The 22,531-nt window shown below is 60.0% G+C and carries 19 protein-coding genes and 2 pseudogenes; 15 read left to right on the top strand and 6 right to left on the bottom strand.

Translation table 11 applies throughout. The features are described from left to right. Positions 1-5: 5 nt before the first annotated feature. Positions 6-962 carry a sugar-binding protein gene (locus QD409_RS25675; RefSeq protein ID WP_430764005.1) on the bottom strand — a complete coding sequence of 319 codons (957 nt, stop codon included), beginning with the start codon at positions 960-962 and terminating at the stop codon, positions 6-8. 403 nt (positions 963-1,365) lie between these two features. Here QD409_RS25675 and QD409_RS25670 point away from each other — a divergent pair, with 403 nt between their 5' ends. Together QD409_RS25670 and QD409_RS25665 are read left to right on the top strand one after the other, a co-directional pair. Then, positions 1,366-2,478, top strand: coding sequence for a LacI family DNA-binding transcriptional regulator (locus QD409_RS25670; protein WP_430764032.1), 1,113 nt, complete (start codon positions 1,366-1,368; stop codon positions 2,476-2,478). 130 nt (positions 2,479-2,608) lie between these two features. Then, on the top strand, positions 2,609-3,421 hold the full coding sequence (locus QD409_RS25665) for an alpha/beta fold hydrolase (RefSeq protein ID WP_430764004.1): 813 nt from the start codon (positions 2,609-2,611) through the stop codon (positions 3,419-3,421). A 47-nt stretch (positions 3,422-3,468) separates the two neighbouring features. On the opposite strand, the gene QD409_RS25660 is transcribed toward QD409_RS25665, so the two are convergent. Beyond that, positions 3,469-4,944 carry an amidohydrolase family protein gene (locus QD409_RS25660; RefSeq protein WP_430764003.1) on the bottom strand — a complete coding sequence of 492 codons (1,476 nt, stop codon included), beginning with the start codon at positions 4,942-4,944 and terminating at the stop codon, positions 3,469-3,471. 168 nt (positions 4,945-5,112) lie between these two features. Here QD409_RS25660 and QD409_RS25655 point away from each other — a divergent pair, with 168 nt between their 5' ends. The 7 genes from QD409_RS25655 (at position 5,113) to QD409_RS25625 (ending at position 13,700) form a co-directional block, all read left to right on the top strand. After that, positions 5,113-6,678 carry an ABC transporter substrate-binding protein gene (locus QD409_RS25655; protein ID WP_430764002.1) on the top strand — a complete coding sequence of 522 codons (1,566 nt, stop codon included), beginning with the start codon at positions 5,113-5,115 and terminating at the stop codon, positions 6,676-6,678. Positions 6,679-7,109: 431 nt separating this feature from the next. Beyond that, positions 7,110-8,078, top strand: coding sequence for an ABC transporter permease (locus QD409_RS25650; protein WP_430764001.1), 969 nt, complete (start codon positions 7,110-7,112; stop codon positions 8,076-8,078). 27 nt (positions 8,079-8,105) lie between these two features. Continuing rightward, positions 8,106-9,059, top strand: a complete 954-nt coding sequence (locus QD409_RS25645) for an ABC transporter permease (protein ID WP_430764031.1) — start codon at positions 8,106-8,108, stop codon at positions 9,057-9,059. A gap of 4 nt (positions 9,060-9,063) precedes the next feature. Further along, positions 9,064-10,257 carry an amidohydrolase family protein gene (locus QD409_RS25640; protein ID WP_430764000.1) on the top strand — a complete coding sequence of 398 codons (1,194 nt, stop codon included), beginning with the start codon at positions 9,064-9,066 and terminating at the stop codon, positions 10,255-10,257. Then, positions 10,257-11,750 carry an amidohydrolase family protein gene (locus QD409_RS25635; RefSeq protein WP_430763999.1) on the top strand — a complete coding sequence of 498 codons (1,494 nt, stop codon included), beginning with the start codon at positions 10,257-10,259 and terminating at the stop codon, positions 11,748-11,750. Before QD409_RS25640 ends, QD409_RS25635 begins: the two co-directional genes overlap by 1 nt. Continuing rightward, entirely contained in the window at positions 11,743-12,726 is a 984-nt protein-coding gene (locus QD409_RS25630; protein ID WP_430763998.1) for an ABC transporter ATP-binding protein, read from the top strand. The genes QD409_RS25635 and QD409_RS25630 overlap by 8 nt, the downstream gene beginning before the upstream one ends. Next, a complete protein-coding gene (locus QD409_RS25625; RefSeq protein ID WP_430763997.1) occupies positions 12,723-13,700 on the top strand; it encodes an ABC transporter ATP-binding protein in 978 nt (325 codons plus the stop codon). The genes QD409_RS25630 and QD409_RS25625 overlap by 4 nt, the downstream gene beginning before the upstream one ends. Positions 13,701-13,723: 23 nt before the next feature. Here the strand turns inward: QD409_RS25625 and QD409_RS25620 are convergent, their stop codons facing one another. Further along, a complete protein-coding gene (locus tag QD409_RS25620) occupies positions 13,724-14,401 on the bottom strand; it encodes a GntR family transcriptional regulator (protein ID WP_400665331.1) in 678 nt (225 codons plus the stop codon). A gap of 136 nt (positions 14,402-14,537) precedes the next feature. Here QD409_RS25620 and QD409_RS25615 point away from each other — a divergent pair, with 136 nt between their 5' ends. The 4 genes from QD409_RS25615 (at position 14,538) to QD409_RS25600 (ending at position 17,618) form a co-directional block, all read left to right on the top strand. Further along, positions 14,538-15,167, top strand: a complete 630-nt coding sequence (locus QD409_RS25615; RefSeq protein ID WP_430763996.1) for a flavin reductase family protein — start codon at positions 14,538-14,540, stop codon at positions 15,165-15,167. A gap of 22 nt (positions 15,168-15,189) precedes the next feature. Continuing rightward, on the top strand, positions 15,190-15,912 hold the full coding sequence (locus QD409_RS25610) for an aspartate/glutamate racemase family protein (protein ID WP_430763995.1): 723 nt from the start codon (positions 15,190-15,192) through the stop codon (positions 15,910-15,912). Positions 15,913-16,101: 189 nt separating this feature from the next. Next, positions 16,102-16,692 carry an ankyrin repeat domain-containing protein gene (locus QD409_RS25605; protein WP_430763994.1) on the top strand — a complete coding sequence of 197 codons (591 nt, stop codon included), beginning with the start codon at positions 16,102-16,104 and terminating at the stop codon, positions 16,690-16,692. Between the two features lie 89 nt (positions 16,693-16,781). Next, on the top strand, positions 16,782-17,618 hold the full coding sequence (locus QD409_RS25600; RefSeq protein ID WP_092856233.1) for a bifunctional allantoicase/(S)-ureidoglycine aminohydrolase: 837 nt from the start codon (positions 16,782-16,784) through the stop codon (positions 17,616-17,618). 102 nt (positions 17,619-17,720) lie between these two features. On the opposite strand, the gene QD409_RS25595 is transcribed toward QD409_RS25600, so the two are convergent. Next, complete coding sequence (locus QD409_RS25595) at positions 17,721-18,317, bottom strand: nucleotidyltransferase domain-containing protein (protein WP_430763993.1); 597 nt, start codon at positions 18,315-18,317, stop codon at positions 17,721-17,723. A gap of 263 nt (positions 18,318-18,580) precedes the next feature. Here QD409_RS25595 and QD409_RS25590 point away from each other — a divergent pair. Next, positions 18,581-19,020 (top strand): annotated as a pseudogene (locus QD409_RS25590) (YqaA family protein). A gap of 34 nt (positions 19,021-19,054) precedes the next feature. On the opposite strand, the gene QD409_RS25585 reads toward QD409_RS25590, so the two are convergent. Together QD409_RS25585 and QD409_RS25580 are read right to left on the bottom strand one after the other, a co-directional pair. Then, on the bottom strand, positions 19,055-20,041 hold the full coding sequence (locus tag QD409_RS25585; RefSeq protein WP_430763992.1) for a LacI family DNA-binding transcriptional regulator: 987 nt from the start codon (positions 20,039-20,041) through the stop codon (positions 19,055-19,057). Between the two features lie 16 nt (positions 20,042-20,057). Then, entirely contained in the window at positions 20,058-21,074 is a 1,017-nt protein-coding gene (locus QD409_RS25580) for a Gfo/Idh/MocA family protein (protein ID WP_430763991.1), read from the bottom strand. Positions 21,075-21,363: 289 nt separating this feature from the next. Between QD409_RS25580 and QD409_RS25575 the strand changes: the two are divergent. Further along, positions 21,364-22,110: pseudogene (locus QD409_RS25575) on the top strand (ThuA domain-containing protein). Positions 22,111-22,531: the final 421 nt, after the last annotated feature.

Raw genomic sequence — 22,531 nt, 5'->3', positions numbered from 1 at the left:
TGGCCTTACTTGCCAGCCATCGCTTTCAGATTTGCAGCATAAGCGTCCACATCATCCTTGCCGATGATCTTCGTCGGGATGATGATCAGCTTGTTGGCCGGAACTCCCGACTTGTCGCCCTTCAGATAGGCGGCCATCAGCTTCATGCCCTGATAGGCCCAGAGATAGGGCTGCTGCACGACCGTGGCAGCAATCGTTCCTTCCTTGACGCCGCCAAGCGTGATCGGATCGTCATCGAAGCCGACGACGGTGATCTGACCGAGCTTGCCTGCTTCACGCAGCGCCTCGTAGATGCGCGGCGTGTTGTAGGAGTAGAAGCCGACCATGCAGGTCACATCGGGGCTTGCAACAAGTGCATCTTCGACGTTTTTCTTGGCTCTGGTCTGGTCGATATCGTCGCCACGCACGTCGGTCAGCACGATCGTCGTGCCCGCCAGTCCGTCCTTCATGCCCTGGATGCGCTCCTTCGCATTGTCTGCGCCGAGCAGACCCACGAAGCCGATGCATTTGCCCCCGTTCGGCATGGCTTTCTTGGCGATTTCGGCGGCTTGCTTGCCGGCATCGACGTTGGAGGAGCCGATATAGGCGACGCGGTTGGTATCCGGCGCATCGCTGTCGGTCGTAAACAGGGCGGTTTCGGAACCGATCTTATTCAGACCGTCGGTCGAGGTCTTGGGGTCGACGGCGGAAACCATGATGCCTTTGACGCCGGCGGAAACAAGATCGTCCATCAGTCGCTGCTGGATCGCGACCGAAGACTGCTCGGGATATTTCAATTCCATGTTGAAGTCCGGCAGCTCGGCCTGGGCTTTTTTGACGCCGGCCTCGGCTGCCTTCCAGAAATCGGATGCGCCGTTGACGACAAATGCGAGCGTCGGCTTGTCGGCTGCGTAAGTCACCGTTGCATAGCTTAACATCAGCCCTGCCGCAAAGGCGGCAGCGCCCCGTGTTAGGTACTTCATGATCATCCTCCCATAGATCCGCTGGCGGGATCTAGTTGCAACTCGCGGCAGATCGGTCCTGCACCCCCTCCTAGGGTCTCTCGCCAAGCGAGACACGGCACGTCCAGCCACGGCGCGACGGTATACGACTAATTTCGATTAGTAAATAGAATTAGTACTACAATATCACGGGTATGAGACGTCAAGCCGCCGGCAATCTCGCTACTTGCTTCAATTTCAAGCGATCTTCGGCTCGAAGCTGTGGATGGTATCCGCATTCGCGTCTGCGCCAGTTGCCGAGATTGATTCATTGGTGATAATAGACATTAGCGCGCGAGGCCGGCGGTGGGGCAATTGGTCGGTTTCGCTTGATGGGAGATGAAACGTCATTATGAAGAAAATGCCGGCCGCAAACGGCGATCAGATGGTTGACGACGACAAGGCGCCGAAACGAAATGCCCGCCGTCCCGGCAACAGGGTCACGATGACCGACATCGCCAAGGCTGCGGGGTGTTCGCAAAGTGCGGTGTCCTTCGTTCTGAACAACACGCCCGGCATGCGCCTATCGCAGCAAACCCGCGAAAGGGTTATCGAGGCGGCGCGTCAGCTCGGCTATGTCGCTCCGGTATTTTCCACGCCGCCGGCGCTGCTGTCGCCATCGAAACTGGATGGCATTATCGGCTTTGCCGTCGACCAGCTCGCCACCAGCCCGGAAGCGGTCGTCGCCATCGAAGGCGCGCGGCAGGCGTCGTGGAACGCCGGCAACGTTTTGCTCGTCGCCCAGACCATGAGCGATCCGACCATGGAGCCGAGGGCGATTAAGGCGCTCAGCAGCAGCGGCATTTCGGCTCTGATCTATATGACCATATTCACCCGCGAGGTGGAAATTCCGGATTATCTCTACGATCTTAATATCCCGATCGTGCTCCTCAATTGCTACACCTCGGATTATGCATTTCCGGCAGTCGTTCCAAGCGAGATTGCGGGCGGCCAGACGGCGACCCGACATTTGATTTCGCATGGCCACCATCGGATTGCGACGATCACTGGCGAACCATGGATGCAGGCAGCCCAGGATCGGTTGACGGGCTACCGCCGAGCGCTGGCGACCGCCGACATTCCCTTCGATCCGGAGCTGGTCATAGAAGGCGACTGGTCGGCTAGCGCCGGCTACTCCGCGACGATGAAGCTGCTTTCCCTTGCCGAACGCCCGACGGCGATCTTCTGCCAGAACGACCGCACCGCCATCGGTTGCTATGAGGCTCTCAAGGAGGCGGGGCTTCGCATTCCGGAGGACATGTCGGTCATGGGGTTTGACGATGAAGACATCTGCCGTCACCTCGTACCGCCATTGACCACCTCGGTTCTTCCGCACATGGCCATGGGGCAATGGGCGATCGAACATCTGGAAACCGCGGTCCTGCCGCGGGAGCGCCGCTATCAGATCACGAAGCTCGAATGCTCGCTCGTCAAGCGGGCATCCGTTGCCGCTCCGGCCGGAACCAAGGCCGGCCGTCGCAAGGCCCGGAAGATCTGATCCTTGCCGAGCCGGCCGCAGCGTGAGCCAATGAGAAACGGTACCAAAATCATATTGCCAGGCGGGCGCCATCCAGACATGACACTCTTGCTGGATATATGGGGGCGACATAACGGTTCGGAGAGTTGACGTGACTGAGATCAGCGAGAAGGAATATTGGATCGAGAGCCCGGGCGGACGGCTTTTTGCCAAGTCCTGGACGCCGCTCGATCCGGTTGCGAACACGCCGCTGATCCTGTTTCACGACTCCCTCGGATGCGTAGCGCTTTGGAGGCAGTTTCCGCAATTGCTCGCCGCGGCTCTCAATCGGCAGGTCATCGCTTATGACCGCCTCGGCTTCGGGCGCTCAGACCGCCGCACGGATATTCTGAGCCGGGATTTCATCGCTGTGGAGGCAGAGCAGTATCTGCCTCTTCTTTGCGAGAACTTATCGATCAAGGAATTCATCGCCTGCGGGCACAGCGTCGGCGGTGGCATGGCGATATGGGCGGGAGCGAGATTTCCAGTACAGTGCAAGGCGGTAATCAGCATCGCCGCCCAGGCCTTTGTAGAGGACCGAACCTTGACGGGGATCAGGGTCGCCGAAAAAGAGTTCGAATTGCCAGAAAACATGAACCGTTTGGCCAAGTACCATGGCGACAAAGCAAAATGGGTTCTGCATGCCTGGATCGATACATGGCTGGCCCCGGAATTTGGCGATTGGAACCTGGACGCAGCGCTTCAGGCACTTCGTTGCCCGCAACTGACGATCCATGGCGAACACGATGAATTCGGCTCGGTTGCGCATCCCCGCCGGATCGCGGGGACGCATGGAGAATGCCGTATTTTGCAAGGCGTCGGGCATACCCCGCATAAGGAGTGCCCGGAATTGCTGGTCGAGGTGATCGAAAACTGGCTTTCTTCGCCGGCTGCCGCTTCTCCGAAGGTGGCCGACGACCGCTGAAGCCTTAAAGCGTCAGCAATCGATCGGCATATCGGAAGGCTTTGGCCTTAACAGTCCGGAGCCTGCGGCAGCTTTACCGGTTCAGAGAAAGTACGCTGCAGCTTGCCCCAGCCAGGATCGTGCATATGAGCATGCAGGCCAGCCCGGTCGGCAAGGGCAAGGGCCTCCTGTTGGCCGAAATCAAGTGCGGCATCGACATCCGTCGTGAGCACCTTGCCGGCTTCCATCAGCACCTTGCCATCGACGATCACCGTGTCGACATCGCTTCCCAGAACCTGATGAATGAGGCGGTGAACCGGCATCCAGTTCGGCATCAGATGCGGCTTGCGCATGTCGATGATGGCAATATCGGCTTTCTTGCCAACTTCGAGCGACCCGATCTCGCGCTCCATGCCAAGAACCCTGGCGGCATCGATGGTGATCATCTCGAAGACCTTGCCCGGCGGCAGCAGGTACCGGTCGTGGTTGTGCAGGATATGTTGCGTGGATTGGAACAGTCGAGCGGTCTGGAGCATGTCGAAGTGCCGGCTGGGAGAGACGCCGTCCGAGGTGATGGCCAAGGAGATGCCTCTTGCCATCATTTCCAGGACGGGCGTAGATCGACCGGGTGGAGCGTGGGTAACGTGGGTGCCCGTCTCGGCCAGGATGTCCATCTCCTCATGCGAGATACCCCAGCAATGCTGCAGATGGATGTCGGGCCCGAGAAGCGCGTTCTCCCTGTCCTGAAACGCCATGCGGATTTGCCCGGCGAAGGCGTCGGAATGGATGCGCACGCCCCATTTGCGCGCTGTTTCGCGAACCCGGCGCGCCTGCATGCGGTCGCCATCCGTCAGATTGATTGCCTGGTCCGGCGTCGATGCGTTGGAAGGCTCCACCGACGGTACGATGGTGAACGGCGTCAGGAAGACGCTGATGCGTCCGTCTGCGCTGCCGTTCACCGCCTCTATCACCGCTTCCGAGCCCTCGATCATCTCTTCGAAGGCGATGTTGCGCCGCTCGGGCTTGCCGCTTTCCCAGCGGGTGACGGGATGCGGCCAGGGAAGGCCTGATGGTCCGACACAGACGATCTCACGCAGGCCGAGTTCGGTGTAGGCGCGTGCGTGGTTGATGGCAAAAACAGGGTCGTCGGCGCGCGGCATCGAGGTAATGATGCTCGCTCCCGTCGTCACCCCGGCGCGAAGCCGCTCCAGGCCCGACACAAGTCCGTCCGCATACCAGAAGTCGCGGGTAACATAATGATAGTAGGTCGGCGTCACTACCCGCATCCATAGGGAGTTGGTATCGGCGGCGATGCTGCGGATCAGTGCATGGCCCGCATGGCCGTGCGCGTCGATGAGGCCGGGAATGATCATCTTGCCGCGACAGTCGATCACCTTTTTCCCGGCATGACGGGGTGCCAGCTCCTCTGCGGTGCCAATGTCGACAATCCGATCGCCGGAAATCGCGAGCGCGCCATCCTCTATGATCCGCCGCTCCTTGTCGACGGTAACAATCGTTCCATGCAGCAGAAGCAGGTCTTCCATATTTTCCTCCGATATTTCAGTTGTCCGATTTGGCGCCGATCTGGCCGAATTTTGGGTACGATAATTGTCAACAATTTAATTGACAATAGCGGGTGCCGCATTGATACTCCGGTCAAACTGGGCAGGCTCGTCAGATCGGGACCCAGCAAATAACTGAGGGAGGAAACATTGATTGGCTTGAAGAAGATCATCATCGCCGCACTGGCCACAGCTGCGCTGGCCGCGCCCGTCGATGCTGCGACATTGCGCTGGGGTAGCAGGGCGGACATCTACTCGCTGGATCCGGATTCGGTTCCGTCCACGTCGAACCTCGCCTTCCTCAATCACATCTATGAGGGGCTGGTTCGCTATGATGCGAATTTCAAGATCGAGCCGGCGCTTGCCACCGAGTGGAAGCTGATCGACAACAAGCATTGGCGCTTTAGCCTGCGCAAGGGCGTGAAATTCCACGACGGCGCCGATTTCACCGCCGATGACGTCGTCGCATCGTTCAAGCGCGCTTCGGATCCTGCTTCGCCGCTGCGCGGCAATATTCCGCTCTATGCCGGCATTCAGAAGGTCGATGACTACACTGTCGACATTGAGGTTTCCGCACCCACCTCGCTGTTCCTGAACGACATCACCAATATCTTCGTCTTCAATGCCAAGTGGCTGAAGGACAATAACAGCGAAAAGCCGACGGATTTTGCATCAAAGGTCGAAGGCTATACCACGATGCATACCAACGGCACCGGGCCGTTCAAGCTCGACAGCCGTGTTCCTGACGCCAAGACGGTGCTGGTTGCCAATACCAGCTGGTGGGATCAGAAGAAGCATAATCTCGATCGCATCGAGTTCGTGCCGATCGCCTCGGCCGCCACACGCGTCGCCGCTCTGCTTTCGGGCGAGATCGACTTCATCGATTCCGCACCGATCCAGGATTTGCCTCGTCTGGAGTCCACGCCGAACATCACGGTGAAGAAGCGCACGGAACTGCGCACCGTCTTTGTCGCCTTCAATCGCAAGGAAAAGCTGGAAGACGGTCGGCCGAATCCGTTCAGCGATATCCGCGTGCGCCAGGCTTTCGAAGCCTCGGTCGATCGTGATCTGATCAACAAGAAGGTGATGCGTGGCCTGGCCCGTCCGTCCGGCTCGCTGATCGCACCCGAAATCTCCGGCTATGCGAAGGATCTCGATACCTTCAAGCCTGCTGATCCCAAGCTCGCGCAAAAGCTGCTGGACGACGCCGGCCAGAAGAATCTCGCCTTCACCTACACCTGCATGAACGACGAGAGCATCAACGAAGAAGATATCTGCTCCGGCCTCGCCAACATGCTGAAACGCAGCGGCTTTCAGCCTAACATCGATATCGGCCCGCGTGCAGTGCAGACGCCCAAGCGCAGCAATGGCAAAGCCGATGTTTTCAACCTGAGCTGGGCCAACGAGCCGACGCTCGATGCCTACTCGCTGCTGTCGCAGGTTCTGTCCACCCGCAAGGGCGCCATGGGCGTATCGAACTACGGTGGCTGGTCCAATCCGGATCTAGACAAGCTGGTAGCGCAGGCAGCGCAGGAGCCGGACAATGAGAAGCGGCTCGCCCTGGAAGGGCAGGCGCTGAAGATCGCCAAGGACCAGGTCATGCTCGTACCGCTCCATCAACAGCCGATCGCCTGGGCAGTTCTGGGCAAGGTCAAGAGCATCGACTTCCGTGCCGACAACAAGCCGCGCCTCTGGCTGACGCAAATGGCCCAATAACGGCCGGCACGTCCTAGCATCGAAATAAGAGAGAGCGCCTTGCGATCCCGCAGGGCGCTCTCTTCCTTTTTGCCGATTTCTCCCGTCGACAGGAATTGTCGCAATCGCGTTATCCCGCAGATAGCCCTCCCACGCAGGGCTCCGGCCAGTTAGGGTCTCTCTGTTCAACATTAGCGTACTATATTGTCGACAATCTCGTTGACAACATCGAAATATCTGCGTTAATGGTTCACCAAGAGAGTGAGGGAGGAGGTCCGCAGCAAGCGATGCTCGCATTGCCGTGGCCGTCAGCGATGATGGCTTCAAGCAATATGCGGCATGCATTTGGTAGCTCGCTGCCGCCGATTTTCCCCACCCCATTGCTGAACGTGAATTCCCTCGGGCCGCCCAGATAAGTCTGTCGGAGACCGAAGCGAAGCTTAGAGGTCCCCATGCTGGTTTTCATCATCAAGCGTCTCGGGAATGCAATCCTGGTCATGCTTGCCGTTGCCTTGCTGGCATTCCTGATCTTCCGGCTCGCAGGCGATCCGGTCGAATTGATGGTCGGCGAACAAACGTCTCAAGCGGATCGCGCGGCACTGCGCGAACGGCTTGGCCTCAATGACAGCCTCCCGACGCAATATGTGCGGTTCGTCGTCAATGCGGCGGAGGGCAATTTCGGCGTCTCCTACCGCAATGGCCAGAAAGTGCTGCCGCTGATAGGCGAGCGCTTCCCCGCCACGCTGGAGCTCGTTTTCGTTGCAACGCTGATTTCGCTGGTGTTCGGCATTCCTTTGGGCGTGCTGACGGCGATCAAGCGCGGCAAGTGGTATACGGAGGGGCTGCAGTTCCTCTCTATCGTCGGCGTGTCCCTGCCGAGCTTCGTCGTTGGCATTCTGCTTATTCTCGGCTTTTCGGTCACTTTGGGATTGCTGCCCGCTTTCGGTCGCGGCGACGTGGTGCAGCTTGGCTGGTGGTCGACTGGATTCTTGAGCTCGTCCGGCCGTGCCGCGCTCATTTTGCCGTCGATTGCGCTTTCGCTCTACCAGATCACGCTCGTCATGCGTCTGGTGCGCGCCGAGATGCTCGAAGGACTGCGCTCCGACTACATCAAGTTTGCCCGCGCCCGCGGCATTCCGCGCTGGCGCATCTATTTCCGCCATGCCTTGCGCAACTGTCTTATGCCTGTCGTCACCATGACGGCGATGAATGTCGGATCGCTGATCGCCTTCGCGCTCATCACCGAGACGGTGTTTCAGTGGCCGGGTATGGGCATGCTGTTCATCCAGGCGGTTACCTTCCTCGATATTCCTGTCATGGCGGCCTATCTCTGCATCATCTCCTTCATCTTTGTCGTTCTCAACACGTTGGTGGACATCGCCTATGCGGTGATCGATCCCCGCCTGCGCACCGCACGCTGATCGAAACCAGGAGCCCGCTCGATGACCATGGAACTGTCCGAAACGTCGAAACTGGAAAAGCCCCTGCGTCCGTCGCTGTTCAAGCGCCTTCGCAGCAGCGACCTCTGGTGGTCCTTCACCCATAGCAAGGCGGCGATCATCGGCGCGACGATCCTTGCCATACTGATCCTGACGGCGTTGCTGGCGCCGCTGATTGCACCGCAGAATCCCTATGACGGCGCGCAGCTCGATATGTGGAAGGCGGAATTGCCGCCGATCTGGCACGAGGGCGGCGAAATGCCCTATCTTCTCGGCACGGATACTCAAGGGCGCGATATGCTGTCTGCCGTTCTCTACGGCACGCGCATCTCCATCGTCATTGGCATTGCCTCGGTCGTGCTTTCGCTGCTGATCGGTCTCGTCGCCGGTCTGGTCGCCGGCTTCTTCGGCGGTTTCATCGATAATCTGCTGATGCGCATCGGCGACATCATGCTGTCCATTCCTACCATTCTCGTTGCGATCCTGGTCTCCACCGTCGTGCGGCAGATGCTGCCGGAAAGCTTGCGAGAGATCGGCGCTTCGGCCGTGCTTGTCTTTGCCATCGCGCTGTCGAGCTGGGTGCAGTATGCCCGCACGGTGCGTGCGCAGGCGATCGTTGAGTCCGGCAAGGACTATGTCCAGGCGGCGAGACTGATCGGCGTGCCCGCCCGCCGCATCATGGCCAAACACATCCTGCCCAACACCCTTACGCCGATCATGGTGGCGGCGACGCTCAATTTCGGCATGGCGATCCTTACCGAAGCCACGCTGTCCTTCCTTGGCATCGGCATGCCGCCGAGCCAGCCGTCACTCGGCACGCTCATCCGCATCGGTAACCAGCTCCTGTTTTCCGGCGCCTGGTGGATCGTGCTGTTCCCCGTCATTCAGCTTTGCCTGCTGGTCGTGGCCGTCAATTTGCTCGGCGACTGGCTGCGCGACGCCCTTAATCCCAAACTGAGGTAAGTTCATGAACGATCTTCTGCTCCGCAATGTCAGGCCCATGGCCGGCGAAACCTGCGACATCCTGATCCGAGACGGAAAGATTGCCGGTTTTGGAACATTTGAAGCCGAGCCGGGCATGGCGATCGAGGATGGCGGCAACGCAATCGCCGCACCCGGCCTGATCGACGCCCATACCCATCTCGACAAGACCACCTGGGGCATGCCGTGGCATGTCAATAATCGTGCCGCTGTCCTGCGCGAACGCATCGATTTCGAGCGCGAGCACCGTCTGGAAATCGGCATCGATCCGCATCGTCAGTCCATGCGACATGCCATCGGTCTGGCGGCGCACGGCGGCACGCATATCCGCAGCCATGTCGATATCGATCCGACCCATGGTTTGCGGCTCGTTGAAGGCGTATGGGAAACCCGCGAGAAGCTCAAGGGCATCATCGATATCGAAATCGTCGCCTTCCCGCAGTCCGGCGTGATGGTCATGCCCGGGACTGTGGAATTGCTCGACGAGGCTCTGCGCCAGGGCTGTGAAGTCCTGGGCGGCATCGATCCTTGCGGCATCGACCGCGATCCCAAGGGCCAGCTGGATATCCTGTTTGCCCTTGCCACCAAACACGGCGTTCCGATCGACATTCACCTGCACGAGGCGGGCGAGCTCGGCGCCTTCACGATGGAACTGATGTTCGAGCGTATCCGCGCCAACGGCATGCAGGGCAAGGTGGCGATCAGCCATGCCTTTGCGCTCGGCATGAACGACTATCTGCGCGTCGGGAAACTGATCGACGAGATTGCAAAACTGGACGTGGCGATCCTCACCACGGGCGCGCCTTCGGCAGCCGTGCCTTCGATCATGCGCCTCAAGGAAGCGGGCGTTCGCGTCGGCGGCGGCTGTGACGGCATCCGTGATACCTGGGGTCCTTGGGGCCACCCGGACATGCTCGATCGCGCCCAGGTCATCGGTATGAAGAACGGACTGCGCTCCGACCGCGATCTGGAACACGTCCTCCATGTCGTGTCGCAGGGCGGCGCCGATGTCATGCAGATCGAGAACTACGGCCTGAAGGTCGGCTGTGACGCCGATTTCACCCTGCTCGCCGGTGAAACGCTCGCTCACGCCGTCGTCGATATCGCGCCCCGCCCGCTCGTGGTCAAGGGTGGCCGTGTAACGGCACGCGGCGGCCAAGCCGTGGTGGAGATGCCCTGATGGCACATGCAATGGAAAGTCTCTCGCTCGGCCAGTGCCCGGAAGGGCGCACGCTGATCACCGCGAACTGGGTCGTCGGCCACAAGGAAGGCAGCCACAGGCTGCTCCGCAACGGCCAGGTCGTGTTCGAAAACGGCGCCATTCTCTTCGTTGGCCACAACTTTTCCGGCGAAGTCGCGCGCCGCATCGATTTCGGCAATGCTGTTATCAGCCCCGGCTTGATCGACCTCGATGCCCTGTCCGATTTCGATACCACCATCCTCGGCATCGACTGCCATCCCGGCTGGGCCAAGGGACGCGTCTGGCCGCGCAGCTATGTGGAAGCTGGCCCCTACGAGATGTATTCGCAGGAAGAGCTGGCATTCCAGAAGCGTTTTGCCTTCGGACAGCTGCTGCTGAACGGCATCACCACCGCCGCTCCGATCGCCTCGCTGTTCTATCGCGAATGGGGCGAGACCGTCGCCGAGTTCGACGCGGCGGCTGAGGCTGCCGGCGATCTTGGCTTGCGCGTCTATCTCAGCCCCGCCTATCGCTCGGGCGGCATGGTGCTGGAAGCGCCGGGCAAGATGGTTCCGGTCTTCGACGAAGAGCGCGGCTTTCAGGGCCTGAAGGACGCCGTCGCCTATATCGAGCGGCAGAATGGTCGGCATGGCGATCTCGTGCGCGGCCTTCTGGCGCCGGATCGGGTGGAGACGTCGACGCTTGCCCTTCTGCAGCGGACCGATGCGGCCGCGCGCGATCTCGGCTGCAAGTTCCGCCTGCACATGGCGCAGGGCACGATGGAAGTCGACACGGTGCGCATGTTGCATGGCTCGACCGCTCCCGTCTGGCTCGCCAAGCATAAGCTGCTGAGCGACCGGATGATTGCGCCTCATGCAACGAATGCCACAGAAGAAGACCTCGGGCTTTATGCCGAAAACGGCGTTTCCATCGTCCATTGCCCGCTGGTTTCCGCCCGCAGCGGCTCGATCCTCAATTCCTTCTCCAGTTGCCGCAAGCGCGGCATCAACATCGCCATGGGCACGGATACGACGCCGTCCGACATGCTGATGAACCTACTTGCCGGGCTCATCACCTGCCGCATCAGCGATCATGCGCCGGACCGGGTGCGTTCTGCCGACCTGTTCGATGCGGCTACGCTCGGCGGGGCCAGGGCGCTCGGCCGCTCCGATCTCGGCCATCTGCAGGCGGGAGCCCGTGCCGACATCGCCGTCTTCAGCCTGGACGACACGATCATGGCGCCATCGGTCGATCCGATCACGACACTGGTCGTTGGCGGTTCCGGCAAGGTGACGCGCGCTGTCTTCGTCGACGGCCGGGTATCCATGCTGGATCGGCAATTGGCCGGCTTCGATATGGAAAAGGCGCGCGTTCAGGCGCAGGCCCAGTATGACGGGCTGATTGCGAAGTATCCCGAGCGAAGCTGGAACCATCCGCCCGTTTCGGAGATCTTCCCGCCCAGCTATCCGATCGAGGTGGAGAGCCATGCTTGAGGCACAACAGCCTGTTATCGACGTCCGAAACCTGAAGGTGGAGTTTCCAAACCGCCGGGGCACGGTTACGGCGCTGTCGGATATAAGCCTGTCCATCCGGGCCGGCGAAATCCTCGGCGTCGTCGGGGAGTCGGGTGCGGGTAAATCCATGACCGGCCTTGCCATCCAGGGGCTTCTTGAGCGTCCAGGCCGTATCGCTGGTGGCGAAATCTGGCTCGGTACGCAGCGGATCGACACGCTCGACGACCGGGCGATGGAGCGCGTTCGCGGCCGCGAGATCGGCGCAATCTTTCAGGATCCCTTGACGTCGCTGAACCCGCTGTTCACCGTCGGCGCGCAGCTTTCGGAAACGATCCGCCAGCATCTGTCACTCGGCAAGGCCGAGGCAAAGGCGCGCGCCGTACAGCTATTGCGGGATGTCGGCATTCCCTCGCCGGAGGAGCGGGTCAATCACTATCCGCACCAGTTCTCCGGCGGCATGCGCCAGCGTGTTGTCATTGCCCTTGCGCTTGCGGCCTCGCCGAAATTGATCATCGCTGACGAGCCGACCACGGCGCTCGATGTGTCGATCCAGGCGCAGATCATTTCGCTGCTCCGCCGGCTGTGCAAGGAAAAGCAGGCGGCGGTGATGCTGGTGACGCACGACATGGGCGTGATCGCCGAGGCTGCGGACCGCGTGGCTGTGCTTTACGCAGGCAGACTCATCGAAATCGGCGAGGTCGAGCAGGTGCTCCATGCGCCGCGCCATCCCTATACGCAGGGGCTGATGGCTTCCATTCCCTCGCTCGGAGCGCGGGTAAAGAAGCTGAACCAGATCGATGGCTCGATGCCGCGGCTCGACGCGATCCCGCAAGGATGCGCTTTCAATCCACGCTGCAAATCCGCCGGTCCGCGCTGTCGGCGCGAGCGGCCCGAACTGATGCCGGCCGGCAATGGCTTAAGCGCCTGCTGGCTTAACGCGGGAGGCACCGCATGACGACTTCCTCTCGAAATTTGGCCGCCCTGACCGTCGACGGGCTGGTCAAGACGTTCGACGTTTCTGCTCCGTGGCTCAACCGGGTTGTGGAACGAAAGCCGCGCCAGTTTCTTCAGGCCGTCAACGATATCAGCTTTACCGTGCCGGCGGGCGGCTGCCTCAGCATCGTCGGCGAAAGCGGCTGCGGCAAATCGACGGTGGCAAGGCTCGTGACCGGGCTTTACGCTCCCACGGGCGGCGAGATCCGCTTTTCGCCCGGGCGCAGCGGAGAGCCGCTGTCCGCTCAGATGATCTTTCAGGATCCTTACGCTTCGCTCAATCCGCGCTGGCGGGTGAAGAACATCATCGCCGAGCCGCTGCGCGAGCTGAAGCTGCGTAAAACCGCAGCCGAGATCACGGAGCGGGTCGAGGAGCTGTTGCTGACCGTCGGTCTTTCCGTTTCGGACGGCGAGAAGTTTCCGCATGAGTTTTCCGGCGGGCAGCGTCAGCGCATATCGATTGCTCGCGCGCTTGCCAGCGAGCCGGAATTCCTCGTCTGCGACGAGCCGACATCCGCGCTCGACGTTTCGGTGCAGGCACAGGTCCTGAACCTCATGCGCCGGCTGCAAGACGAATTGGGCCTGACCTATCTCTTCATCAGCCACGACATGAGCGTCGTGCGGCACATGTCCGACCGCATCGCCGTCATGTATCTGGGTCGGATCGTCGAGGAAGGAGATACGGAAGAACTCTTCGCCCGCCCGCGACACCCCTACACCCAGCTTCTGCTGCAAACCATCCCCAGCATCGACGCCCCGAAGCGCGATCAGGAGCTGGTGGGCGGCGAGGTACCTAGCCCCCTGAAGCCACCATCGGGCTGCACCTTCCATCCGAGGTGCCCGCTTGCCACCGTGAGGTGTTCGGCGGAGGTGCCTGAGGTTCGCAGGCTGTCGAATGGAACGAGGGTGGCCTGCCATCTCGTGACGGACGCGTGATCGAGGCGGACGTTTCGGCCGGCTCAGGCCAATGCGGCGCGCAGGTCGTGCGAGAGGTCGCGGATCTCGGTCAGGTCGAGTTCCGATTCGACATGCTCGAGGTGGTGAGCCATCAGATGGGTTGCTCTGTCCGCATCGTTGCCGACAATGGCCTCGACGATCTCGGCATGTTCGTCGGGACCGCAATTGAAGCGGTTGGTGTTGCGGTAGACGGCCGTGATCAGCGAGGAGCGGGAGATCAGGTCGCGCATGGTAGCGAAGAGGAAATCCGAGCCGACCGTCTCCGCCAGCAGCAGATGGAAGCCGCCGGAAAGCTTGATGATGTCGGTGGTGATGTCCTGCGTATTGGCGATCCGCTCCTTGGCGACATGGTCGCGCAGACGCTTGATGTCGGCCTTGGAGATTCCCTTGCAGAGCCGCTCCACCACGCAGCGCTCGACCGTTCGGCGCACGAAGAAGACGTCACGGGCCTCTTCCACGGAAGGCTTGCACACGAAGGCGCCACGATTGGGGATGATGGCGACGAGGCCGTCGCGCTGCAGCAGTGCCAGTGCCTGGCGAATGCGCGCGCGGCTGACGTTGAAGATGGTGGCCATCTGCTCTTCCTTGAGCTGGACACCGGGTCTCAGCCGTCGTTCGGCGATAGACAGCCAGACTTTCTCGACAATCTGCTGAACAGAGACCCCTGTTTGGTCGGTCATGAATCTCACTCCTCGTTGCGGCTAGAGAAGCGCGAAGCGAGGGGAAAAGTCAATCACAACAATCGGTTTTTGATTGCAAAATTGTCTACAATATGGAATTATATTGTCAATCAAAATCAATCTGCAGGATGGCGCAATGGAATTCGACTTTGCCGAGCTTGAGCCTCAAAGCCGATATCGGCTTCTGACGAACTTCATCGGGCCACGTCCGATCGCTTTGGTCACGACGCGTTCGCCCGCCGGTCACAACAATGCGGCCCCGATGAGCTTCTTCAACGTGTTCTCGCACGATCCGCCGATCGTGGTGCTGGGCATACAGCCGCGCCTGAGCGGCGAGGAAAAGGATACGCTCGCCAACATAAGGCGGACCCAGGAATTCGTGGTCAATATGGTCGACATGGGGATCTCGCAGCAGATGCTGGTCTGCGGCCTGGGTTTTGACAGCGAATTCGATGAGCTCACCATGGCCGGCCTCACGCCGAGCGCCTGCCGCAAGATCGATGCGTCCTTTGTCCAGGAGGCTCCCTGCGTCTTCGAATGCCGGGTCGAGCGCCTCATCGATTATCCGCGGCGCACGCTGGTACTGGGCGAAGTCGTCCACATGCATGTGCGGCGCAATTGTCTCGACGCCGAAGGTCACTACGTCGACCCGGAACATTATCAACCGATTGCCCGCCTGCATGCCGACAACTACATCGTTTCGGATCGCCAGTTCGTCCTTAAGGCTCCCCCAATCACCGACTTCATAAAGCCGCAGCGCGACTAAGGATGGATGAAAGGTCCTTCTCATGCATATTCGTCTCATCAATCCCAACTCCACGGCTTCCATGACGTCCCAGGCGCTGGACAGCGCATTGCGGGTCAAGCAGCAGGATACGAAAGTATCGGCGGTGAACCCGCTGGACACGCCAGTCAGCATCGAAGGCGGTGCAGATGAGGCCGCTGCCGTGCCGGGAATGCTTGCCGAAATCCTTAAGGGCGAGATGCTCGGGGTCGATGCCTATGTCGTCGCCTGCTTCGATGATCCCGGTCTTCACGCGGCGCGCGAAGTCGCCCGCGGGCCTGTCATCGGCATTTGCCAGGCGGCCGTACAGGTGGCCATGACCATAAGCCGCCGGTTCTCGATCATCACGACGCTGCCGCGCTCCATCCCCATTATCGAGGATCTGGTGAGCGATTACGGTGCGGAACGCCATTGTCGCAATGTTCGCGCCATCGACCTGCCGGTGCTTGGCCTGGAGGAGGATCCCGTACAGGCAGAGCGCCTGCTGGTCGCCGAAATCGAGAGGGCCAAGAAAGAAGACCGCGCCGAAGCCATCATTCTCGGCTGCGCGGGCATGTCTTCCCTTTGCGATCGACTGCAGGCGGCTACCGGCGTTCCAGTCATCGACGGTGTCACGGCCGCCATCAAGCTTGCGGAAGCACTTGTCGGCGCTGGCTACACGACCTCGAAGGTCAATGCCTATGATTATCCTCGCGTCAAGGAAATGTCGCGCCGCAACTGCGCCTAGCCGATCGTCAATCGAGAGCTTTCATGCCGAATGAACCGGGTTTGGGATATTCGATTTGCGCTGCCGCTGCTTTTTGCCGCCTCTGTTCCTGGCAGGCCATTGTGGCGGCACCTATGGAAGCTGGCCTTGCTCTCTGCATGGCTCCTCCTCACGGTTCTTTACCTTCCTCTTCTTGCTAACGGTAACTCCATGGATCTTCGATTGCACAATGCGGCTGCTATGGACGATGTTGCGGCTATCCGACGGCTTCTTGCGGGCGGTGCCAATATCGACGCACGGGACGAAAGCGGCGCCACCGCTTTGCTTGTCGCCACGCACGGCAACAAGGTAAATGCCGCACGCGCACTGATCGAGGCCGGCGCCAACGTCAATGCTAAGGACGATATTCAGGACAGCCCCTATCTCTATTCGGGCGCCCGCGGCCACCTGGAGATCCTCAAGCTCACACTTGCCCATGGGGCGGACCTTGCGAGCGTAAACCGTTATGGCGGCACGGCACTCATTCCGGCGTCGGAGCGCGGCCATGTCGAGACGGTCGATACGCTGATTAAGGCGGGCGTCAATGTCGACCACATCAATCGGCTCGGCTGGACGGCCCTACTGGAGGCCATTATCCTCAGCGACGGTGGTCCGCGTCATCTGCGAATCGTCGAGTTGCTGATCAACGCTGGGGCGAATGTCAATATTGCTGATCATGAAGGTGTGACACCGTTGCAGCATGCTCGTGGCCGCAGTTACAACAAGATCGCGACATTGTTGGAAAAGGCGGGAGCGAAGTGACGCAGTATTAAGGCTTTGCCGCCATCCAATAGAGAGATGGGGCGAAGGCTGCAGCCTCCCGGGAAATTGTGAGAACGAAGGGCGAGACGATGCAAAAAATCTATTATTCCTCCCTTGGCGGCCACCCGCCGCAGAGCGATCTCCTGACGGGACGAGCCGTCTTCACCGAGGCCTATGCGGTCATTCCCAAAGGGGTCATGCAGGACATCGTCACCAGCTTCCTTCCCTTCTGGAACGATACGCGCTGCTGGGTGATCGCCCGCCCGCTCTCCGGCTTTGCCGAGACCTTTTCGCAATATGTCATGGAAGTGGCGCCGGGCGGCGGCAGCGATCGGCCGGAACAGGATCCGGAGGCCGAAGGCGTGCTCTTCGTCGTCGATGGCGAGATCGAACTGACGCTGCCGACCGGCAAGCACGTTCTCCAGCCGGGCGGCTATGCCTTCCTGCCGCCGGGCCTGAAGTGGTCGCTCCACAACCGCTCTGGTGGCCATGCGCGGTTCCACTGGATCCGCAAGGCCTATGAGTCCGTTGAAGGATTGGCTCATCCCGAGCCGCTGATCCTCAACGAAAAAGATATAGCACCTTCAGTGATGCCCGACACGGATGGGCGGTGGGCGACGACGCGTTTCGTCGATCCGACCGATCTGCGCCACGACATGCATGTGACGATCGTCACCTTGCAGCCGGGCGCCGTCATTCCCTTTGCTGAGACCCATGTGATGGAGCACGGCCTTTACGTGCTACAGGGAAAGGCGGTCTATCGCCTGAACCAGGATTGGGTCGAGGTGGAAGCCGGCGACTTCATGTGGCTGCGCGCCTTCTGCCCGCAGGCGTGCTATGCCGGAGGCCCAGGGCCGTTCCGCTACCTGCTTTACAAAGACGTCAATCGCCATATGACGCTCCGCCCCTTCGGCTCACGCCGCTAAGCAGAGCAGGTTTAAGCGGGATAGCTCCTCGCAAGCTCGCGCCCTGCCGGCGCGGGCTTTTGCGTTTCTAGGCTGCGGGTCACCGTAGCCTCGGCCGTTGGATCAAAGTGCTGCCAGCCATTGATGGTTCGGATGGGCTAAATCCAGCCACCGCCGCAGCGTTTCCCTTTCGGCAAAATCGAGCCGGGGCAGGGCACGCGCGAAGTCCGCCTCGTCCTTGTCCCGGAGATATTTGGCCTTGAACAGCAACACGGCGGCGGGTGCCAGATAGGGTATTCCCGTATCGCTGATCCGGATGATCTCGGAACGAGGCGCCTGGATGGACGGGTCACGCTTGTAAATCCAGGTCGAAGACGTTCCTCTTTCGAGCATCATGTCGATGCGCCAACATGCGTTGCGAGCATCCAGGCCCCACAATTGCGAAACATGCGCTGGCGGCACTTCAGTCGGAGCGAGATGCTCGATGACCTCCGAATGAACGGTGAAGAAATCCAGCTCTCCCAATACTTCGCGAAACTCCTGCATGCTCTCAGGCAGGATCGCAAACTCCAGATCCTCGTGTTCGCGCGTTTGAGTGCCGTGCCAAAGGTCCAGCGCCCATCCGCCGACCACATACCAAACGCCGGACGCATGCTTCAATCGGCCCGCAAGGTCGGAAGGCGGCCATGGGGACCAGGCATCGTCGGAGATCGGGTTCATTGATTGCTCAGCTTATGTAGAGAACTATGACATTGTCCGCCGAGGGATACTCGCGAGAGTTGCTGCGGGCAAGCGAATATCACGGCTGTTCCTCACCGGAAAGCAGATCTGTTTCGGACCTTTGGTCGCCAGGCGATAGGGCTCGTTGACACGCACCTTCTCCTGAAAGATAGAGGCATTATGAAAGAGAGCGTCAACGACATGCTCCTGGAGACGGACTGGCTCCCTGTGCGGTGCAAGATGACTACGGGATTTGTTGAGCCATGATCGATCTTGCAGCCTATTTCGGCCTGTTCGTGGCAGCGCTTGCCGCGGCAACGATCCTGCCCATGCAGTCCGAGGCCGTGCTTGTCGGCATGCTGCGACTGGGTCCTATTCGACCTTCATGCTTGTTGCCGTCGCGAGCTTCGGCAATGTACTTGGCTCGCTGGTGAATTGGGGCCTGGGGCGCTGGATCGAGCGCTTTCGCCATCGACGTTGGTTCCCCGTCGGTGAAAGTGCGATGGAGCGGGCGCAGGGCTGGTATCGCCGCTACGGCCGCTGGTCGCTGCTGGCAAGTTGGCTCCCGATTGTTGGTGATCCGATCACTGTCGCTGCTGGCGCGCTGCGCGAGCCATTGCCGACGTTTCTTTTGCTCGTCGCGATTGCCAAGATTGGTCGCTATGCCGTGCTGGCGTTCGCGACTACGAGCCTGGCGTCGTGATGAGATGAGAGATCACGGGCGCACGCCAGAGCCCCTAGCAGGTAGAGCCCCAGCGAACGGAATATTCGTGGGTGACGATGGTCGCGCTTTCCCTGCCGAGGGCCTGATCCTCGATGAAGCCGATGATCGTATCCATGTAGGCGGGGTAATCCAGCGCAAGCGTGGTTAGGTCGTTGCATTCCCACATTGCGAGATTGACACCATCCTGTCCGATGATCGCAAGATCTTCGGGAACCCTCCTCCCCAGAACCTTCGTCGCCGCATCGCGAACGCCGATCGCCATCACGTCGTTGCCGCAGACCACTGCGTCGACCGGTGATCGGCGAAGAAGCATGACGGCTTCCTTGAAGCCCGAGTCGTAGGAGTAGTCGCCGTGGCTCTCGGCAATGAAGCCGAGACCATGTCTGGCAAGCGCATCGGCAAACCAGCGCTTGCGTTGCTTGTCTATCCAGCTGGAGTTGCGGCCGGTCAGATATGCGAAGCGGCTGCGGCCCGCAGACAACGCCTTTTCGATTACCTCCGCCGCCGCCTTCGAGCCATCGACGAGCAGTTGCGATATGTTGGGATCGGAAATAGGCTCGAAGGAGACCATGATCGGCCGGGCGGTTCGGAAGATCTGTATGGCGTCCGCCATGGAAACCATGTCGGAGAAAATGACAGCATGGTCCACCTGATAGGCGGAAGCCATGCGCATGAGGTGCGCCCGATCGTCGTATCCCGCGCAGCAAAGCAGGATCGGCAGCAACTCGCGCTCCTGCAGCCGCTGGGCCAGATATTGCAGCTGTTGGCCTTCGCACGGGTTTTCTATCGAATTCACGACGAGGGCGACCAATCGCGACCGCTGGCTGTTCAATGAACGGGCGATCGCGTTCGGACGATAGCCATGCTCCTCGGCGATGGACATGATCTGCTTTCTCGTCCGACCGCTGATCCGCTGATCCCCCGAAAAAGCCCTTGAGATCGTCGAGGAAGAGACCCCGGCGAGCTTTGCGATTTCCTTCGAGGTGATGCGCTTGTTCATTCCCGTTTCCTATCGGCTAGCCGATATCGGAGATTCTCACCGATTCTCCGTCACGTGCCGCAGATCTCTTGATAGCATCCCAGAGGCGCGCAAAGCGAAGCCCATTCTCCACGGTGGAGAGGTTTTCCTCCTCGCCGCGACGAATACGAAGGAAGGATTTCAACGGATTCTCTTGATGGGCAGCCTCGGCAATCTCACGGGTGCTAGATTTCCCGTTCTGCTCGATTTCGCGCCAGGCGCCCCAGGCGTCTATTCGCACGATCGCCTTCGAATAGAACAATGTCATGTGCGACGCGCATCCCGGAGGGCCTTCGCCTGCTGCGTTGAAGGTCACCAGGGCGCCGTTTTCGAGACGCGCTGCGACCGCGCAGGTGATGTCGATGGGTTTGGCGTAATTGTTCATATAGGCGGATACACGTTCGAATTCGGAGCAAACGAGGAGGCACACGGTATTCATCATGTGCGCGCCGGTATCGAACATGAAGCCACCGCCGGAAAGCTCGGGCTTCTGCTTCCAATGACCGTTATACTGCGAGGACCAGCCCTCCCATATGGTTGCCGACACGCTGACCAGCTCGCCGAATTCGCCTGCGGATGCGCGCCTGTAGGTGTCTTGCACGAGTGGTGACAGCGCGCCGTTGAATGCGATGACGGCGACGTTGTTGGCCTTCGATCTGGCCTCGATCAGCGCCCTTGCCTCGATCACCGAAGTCACCATCGGCTTTTCCAGGAACAGATCGAGGCCGGCTTCAGTGACGGCCAGCGCCTGTTCGGCATGGGAGGCATGGGGCGTCGATACATAGACGGCGTCAAGATCGTTCCGGCATTCAGCAAGCATCACCCGAAAATCGTCGAAGTCCCGCGGCGCTTTGCAGCCTGCAGCGCCGCAAATGTCGGCCAACCGTCGACGCGATGCCTCGCTGACATCGGCTGCCGCTACGAATTCGATTTCAGGCATGCGCACCCAGCTGCGGGCATATTCTGCGGCCTTCAGCCCGGCTCCGATGACCGCAAGACGAACGGGCTTTGACATAAACTTCTCCATTTGCGCACACGTTTGCATAAGGATTGGTAGCCTCTGTACGAAAAATATTCAATGAAAAACATATTGATAACTATATATCTGGTGATAGGTTGACCGCGGTGTCGAAAATTATTGCTGTACGTGTGTACATTGTTGTGGTGATTGGAGGTCGCGGGAGGAGCTAAGGGGAGAGATGTTGAAGAGCGTTCTTCTTGCCGGCGAATGTGCCGCGGACCCGTCACCTTTTGCAGGTGCTTGCCGAGCATAAATCTCCTGAAGCCCGCCTGGGGAGCATGAAATGACGATAAAAGTGACCATCTGGAACGAGGGCCGGCACGAGCAAACCGATGAGATCGTGCAAAAGCTCTATCCCGATGGAATGGGTGGGGCGATCGCCAGCGGAATTGAAAGCTCGGATTTCGATATCCGGCTGACGACTTTGGACGATCCGGAGGAGGGGCTGCCGGATTCGCTACTAGACGATACCGACGTCTTACTCTGGTGGGGGCATGTGGCGCATGATGAGGTCAGCGACGGGCTTATCGACCGCATCCAGCAGCGCGTGTTGATGGGCATGGGCCTCCTGATCCTACACTCCGGCCATCATTCGAAGCTTTTCCGACGCCTGATGGGAATGAATGCCAACCTTTCCTGGCGCGAGCTCCCCGAAGGCGATCTCGAACGCGTGTGAGTCATCAATCCCTCCCATCCGATCGCGGAGGGGCTCCCCCCGTATTTTGAAGTCGAAGCTTCGGAAATGTATGGCGAGCCCTTCGATATTCCCCAGCCTGACGAGTTGATCTTCATCTCCTGGTATTCCGGCGGCGAAGTGTTCCGCAGCGGCTGTACCTTCCAGCGCGGTCGCGGCCGCATCTTCTTCTTCAGTCCCGGCCACGAAACCTATCCTGTATATCATAACCAGCATGTTCTGAGGGTGATCTCCAACGGAATCCGCTGGGCGCAACAGAAGCATACGGATGGCAGGATTCTTGAGAACTGGCACCGGAAGGAGCCGTTGCACAGGAAGACTGTGTCCGGATCTTGAGGCTCCTCCCGTGGGAGGTCGGGGCGTCCACGCTCCGGCTTTCTGCGGGACGTACAATTTGCCGGTCGAAAATCACCCGAGCCTTGCAGAGCGCTTTCCCGATACAGGTTTCGGGGGTGAAACTGTCGCTGACGGCAGCCGGCGGCCCGATTCATGAATTCCGATCATTATATATTTCTTGTCGACAAATTGAATACAAAGATGTATGGATGCTGAGACAGGGTGACGTGCGGCCGGGAATGCGGCTGGACATCGTTGCCGATGCACTTGCAGCCAAGAGGATAGACAGATGACATCCAGCATTTTCTCCGGCGTGATCCCGGCCCTGATGACCCCGTGCAAGGCCGATCGCAGCCCCGATTTCGATGCCCTGGTCAAGAAGGGCAAGGAACTGATCGCCGCGGGCAATGTCGGCGGTGGT

It is taken from the genome of Rhizobium sp. BR 315, from assembly GCF_050577975.1.
In the GTDB taxonomy this organism is placed as follows: Bacteria; Pseudomonadota; Alphaproteobacteria; order Rhizobiales; family Rhizobiaceae; genus Rhizobium; species Rhizobium miluonense.
The sequence above is the reverse complement of the archived record's forward strand: the minus strand, read 5'-3'. Positions and strand labels throughout refer to the sequence as shown.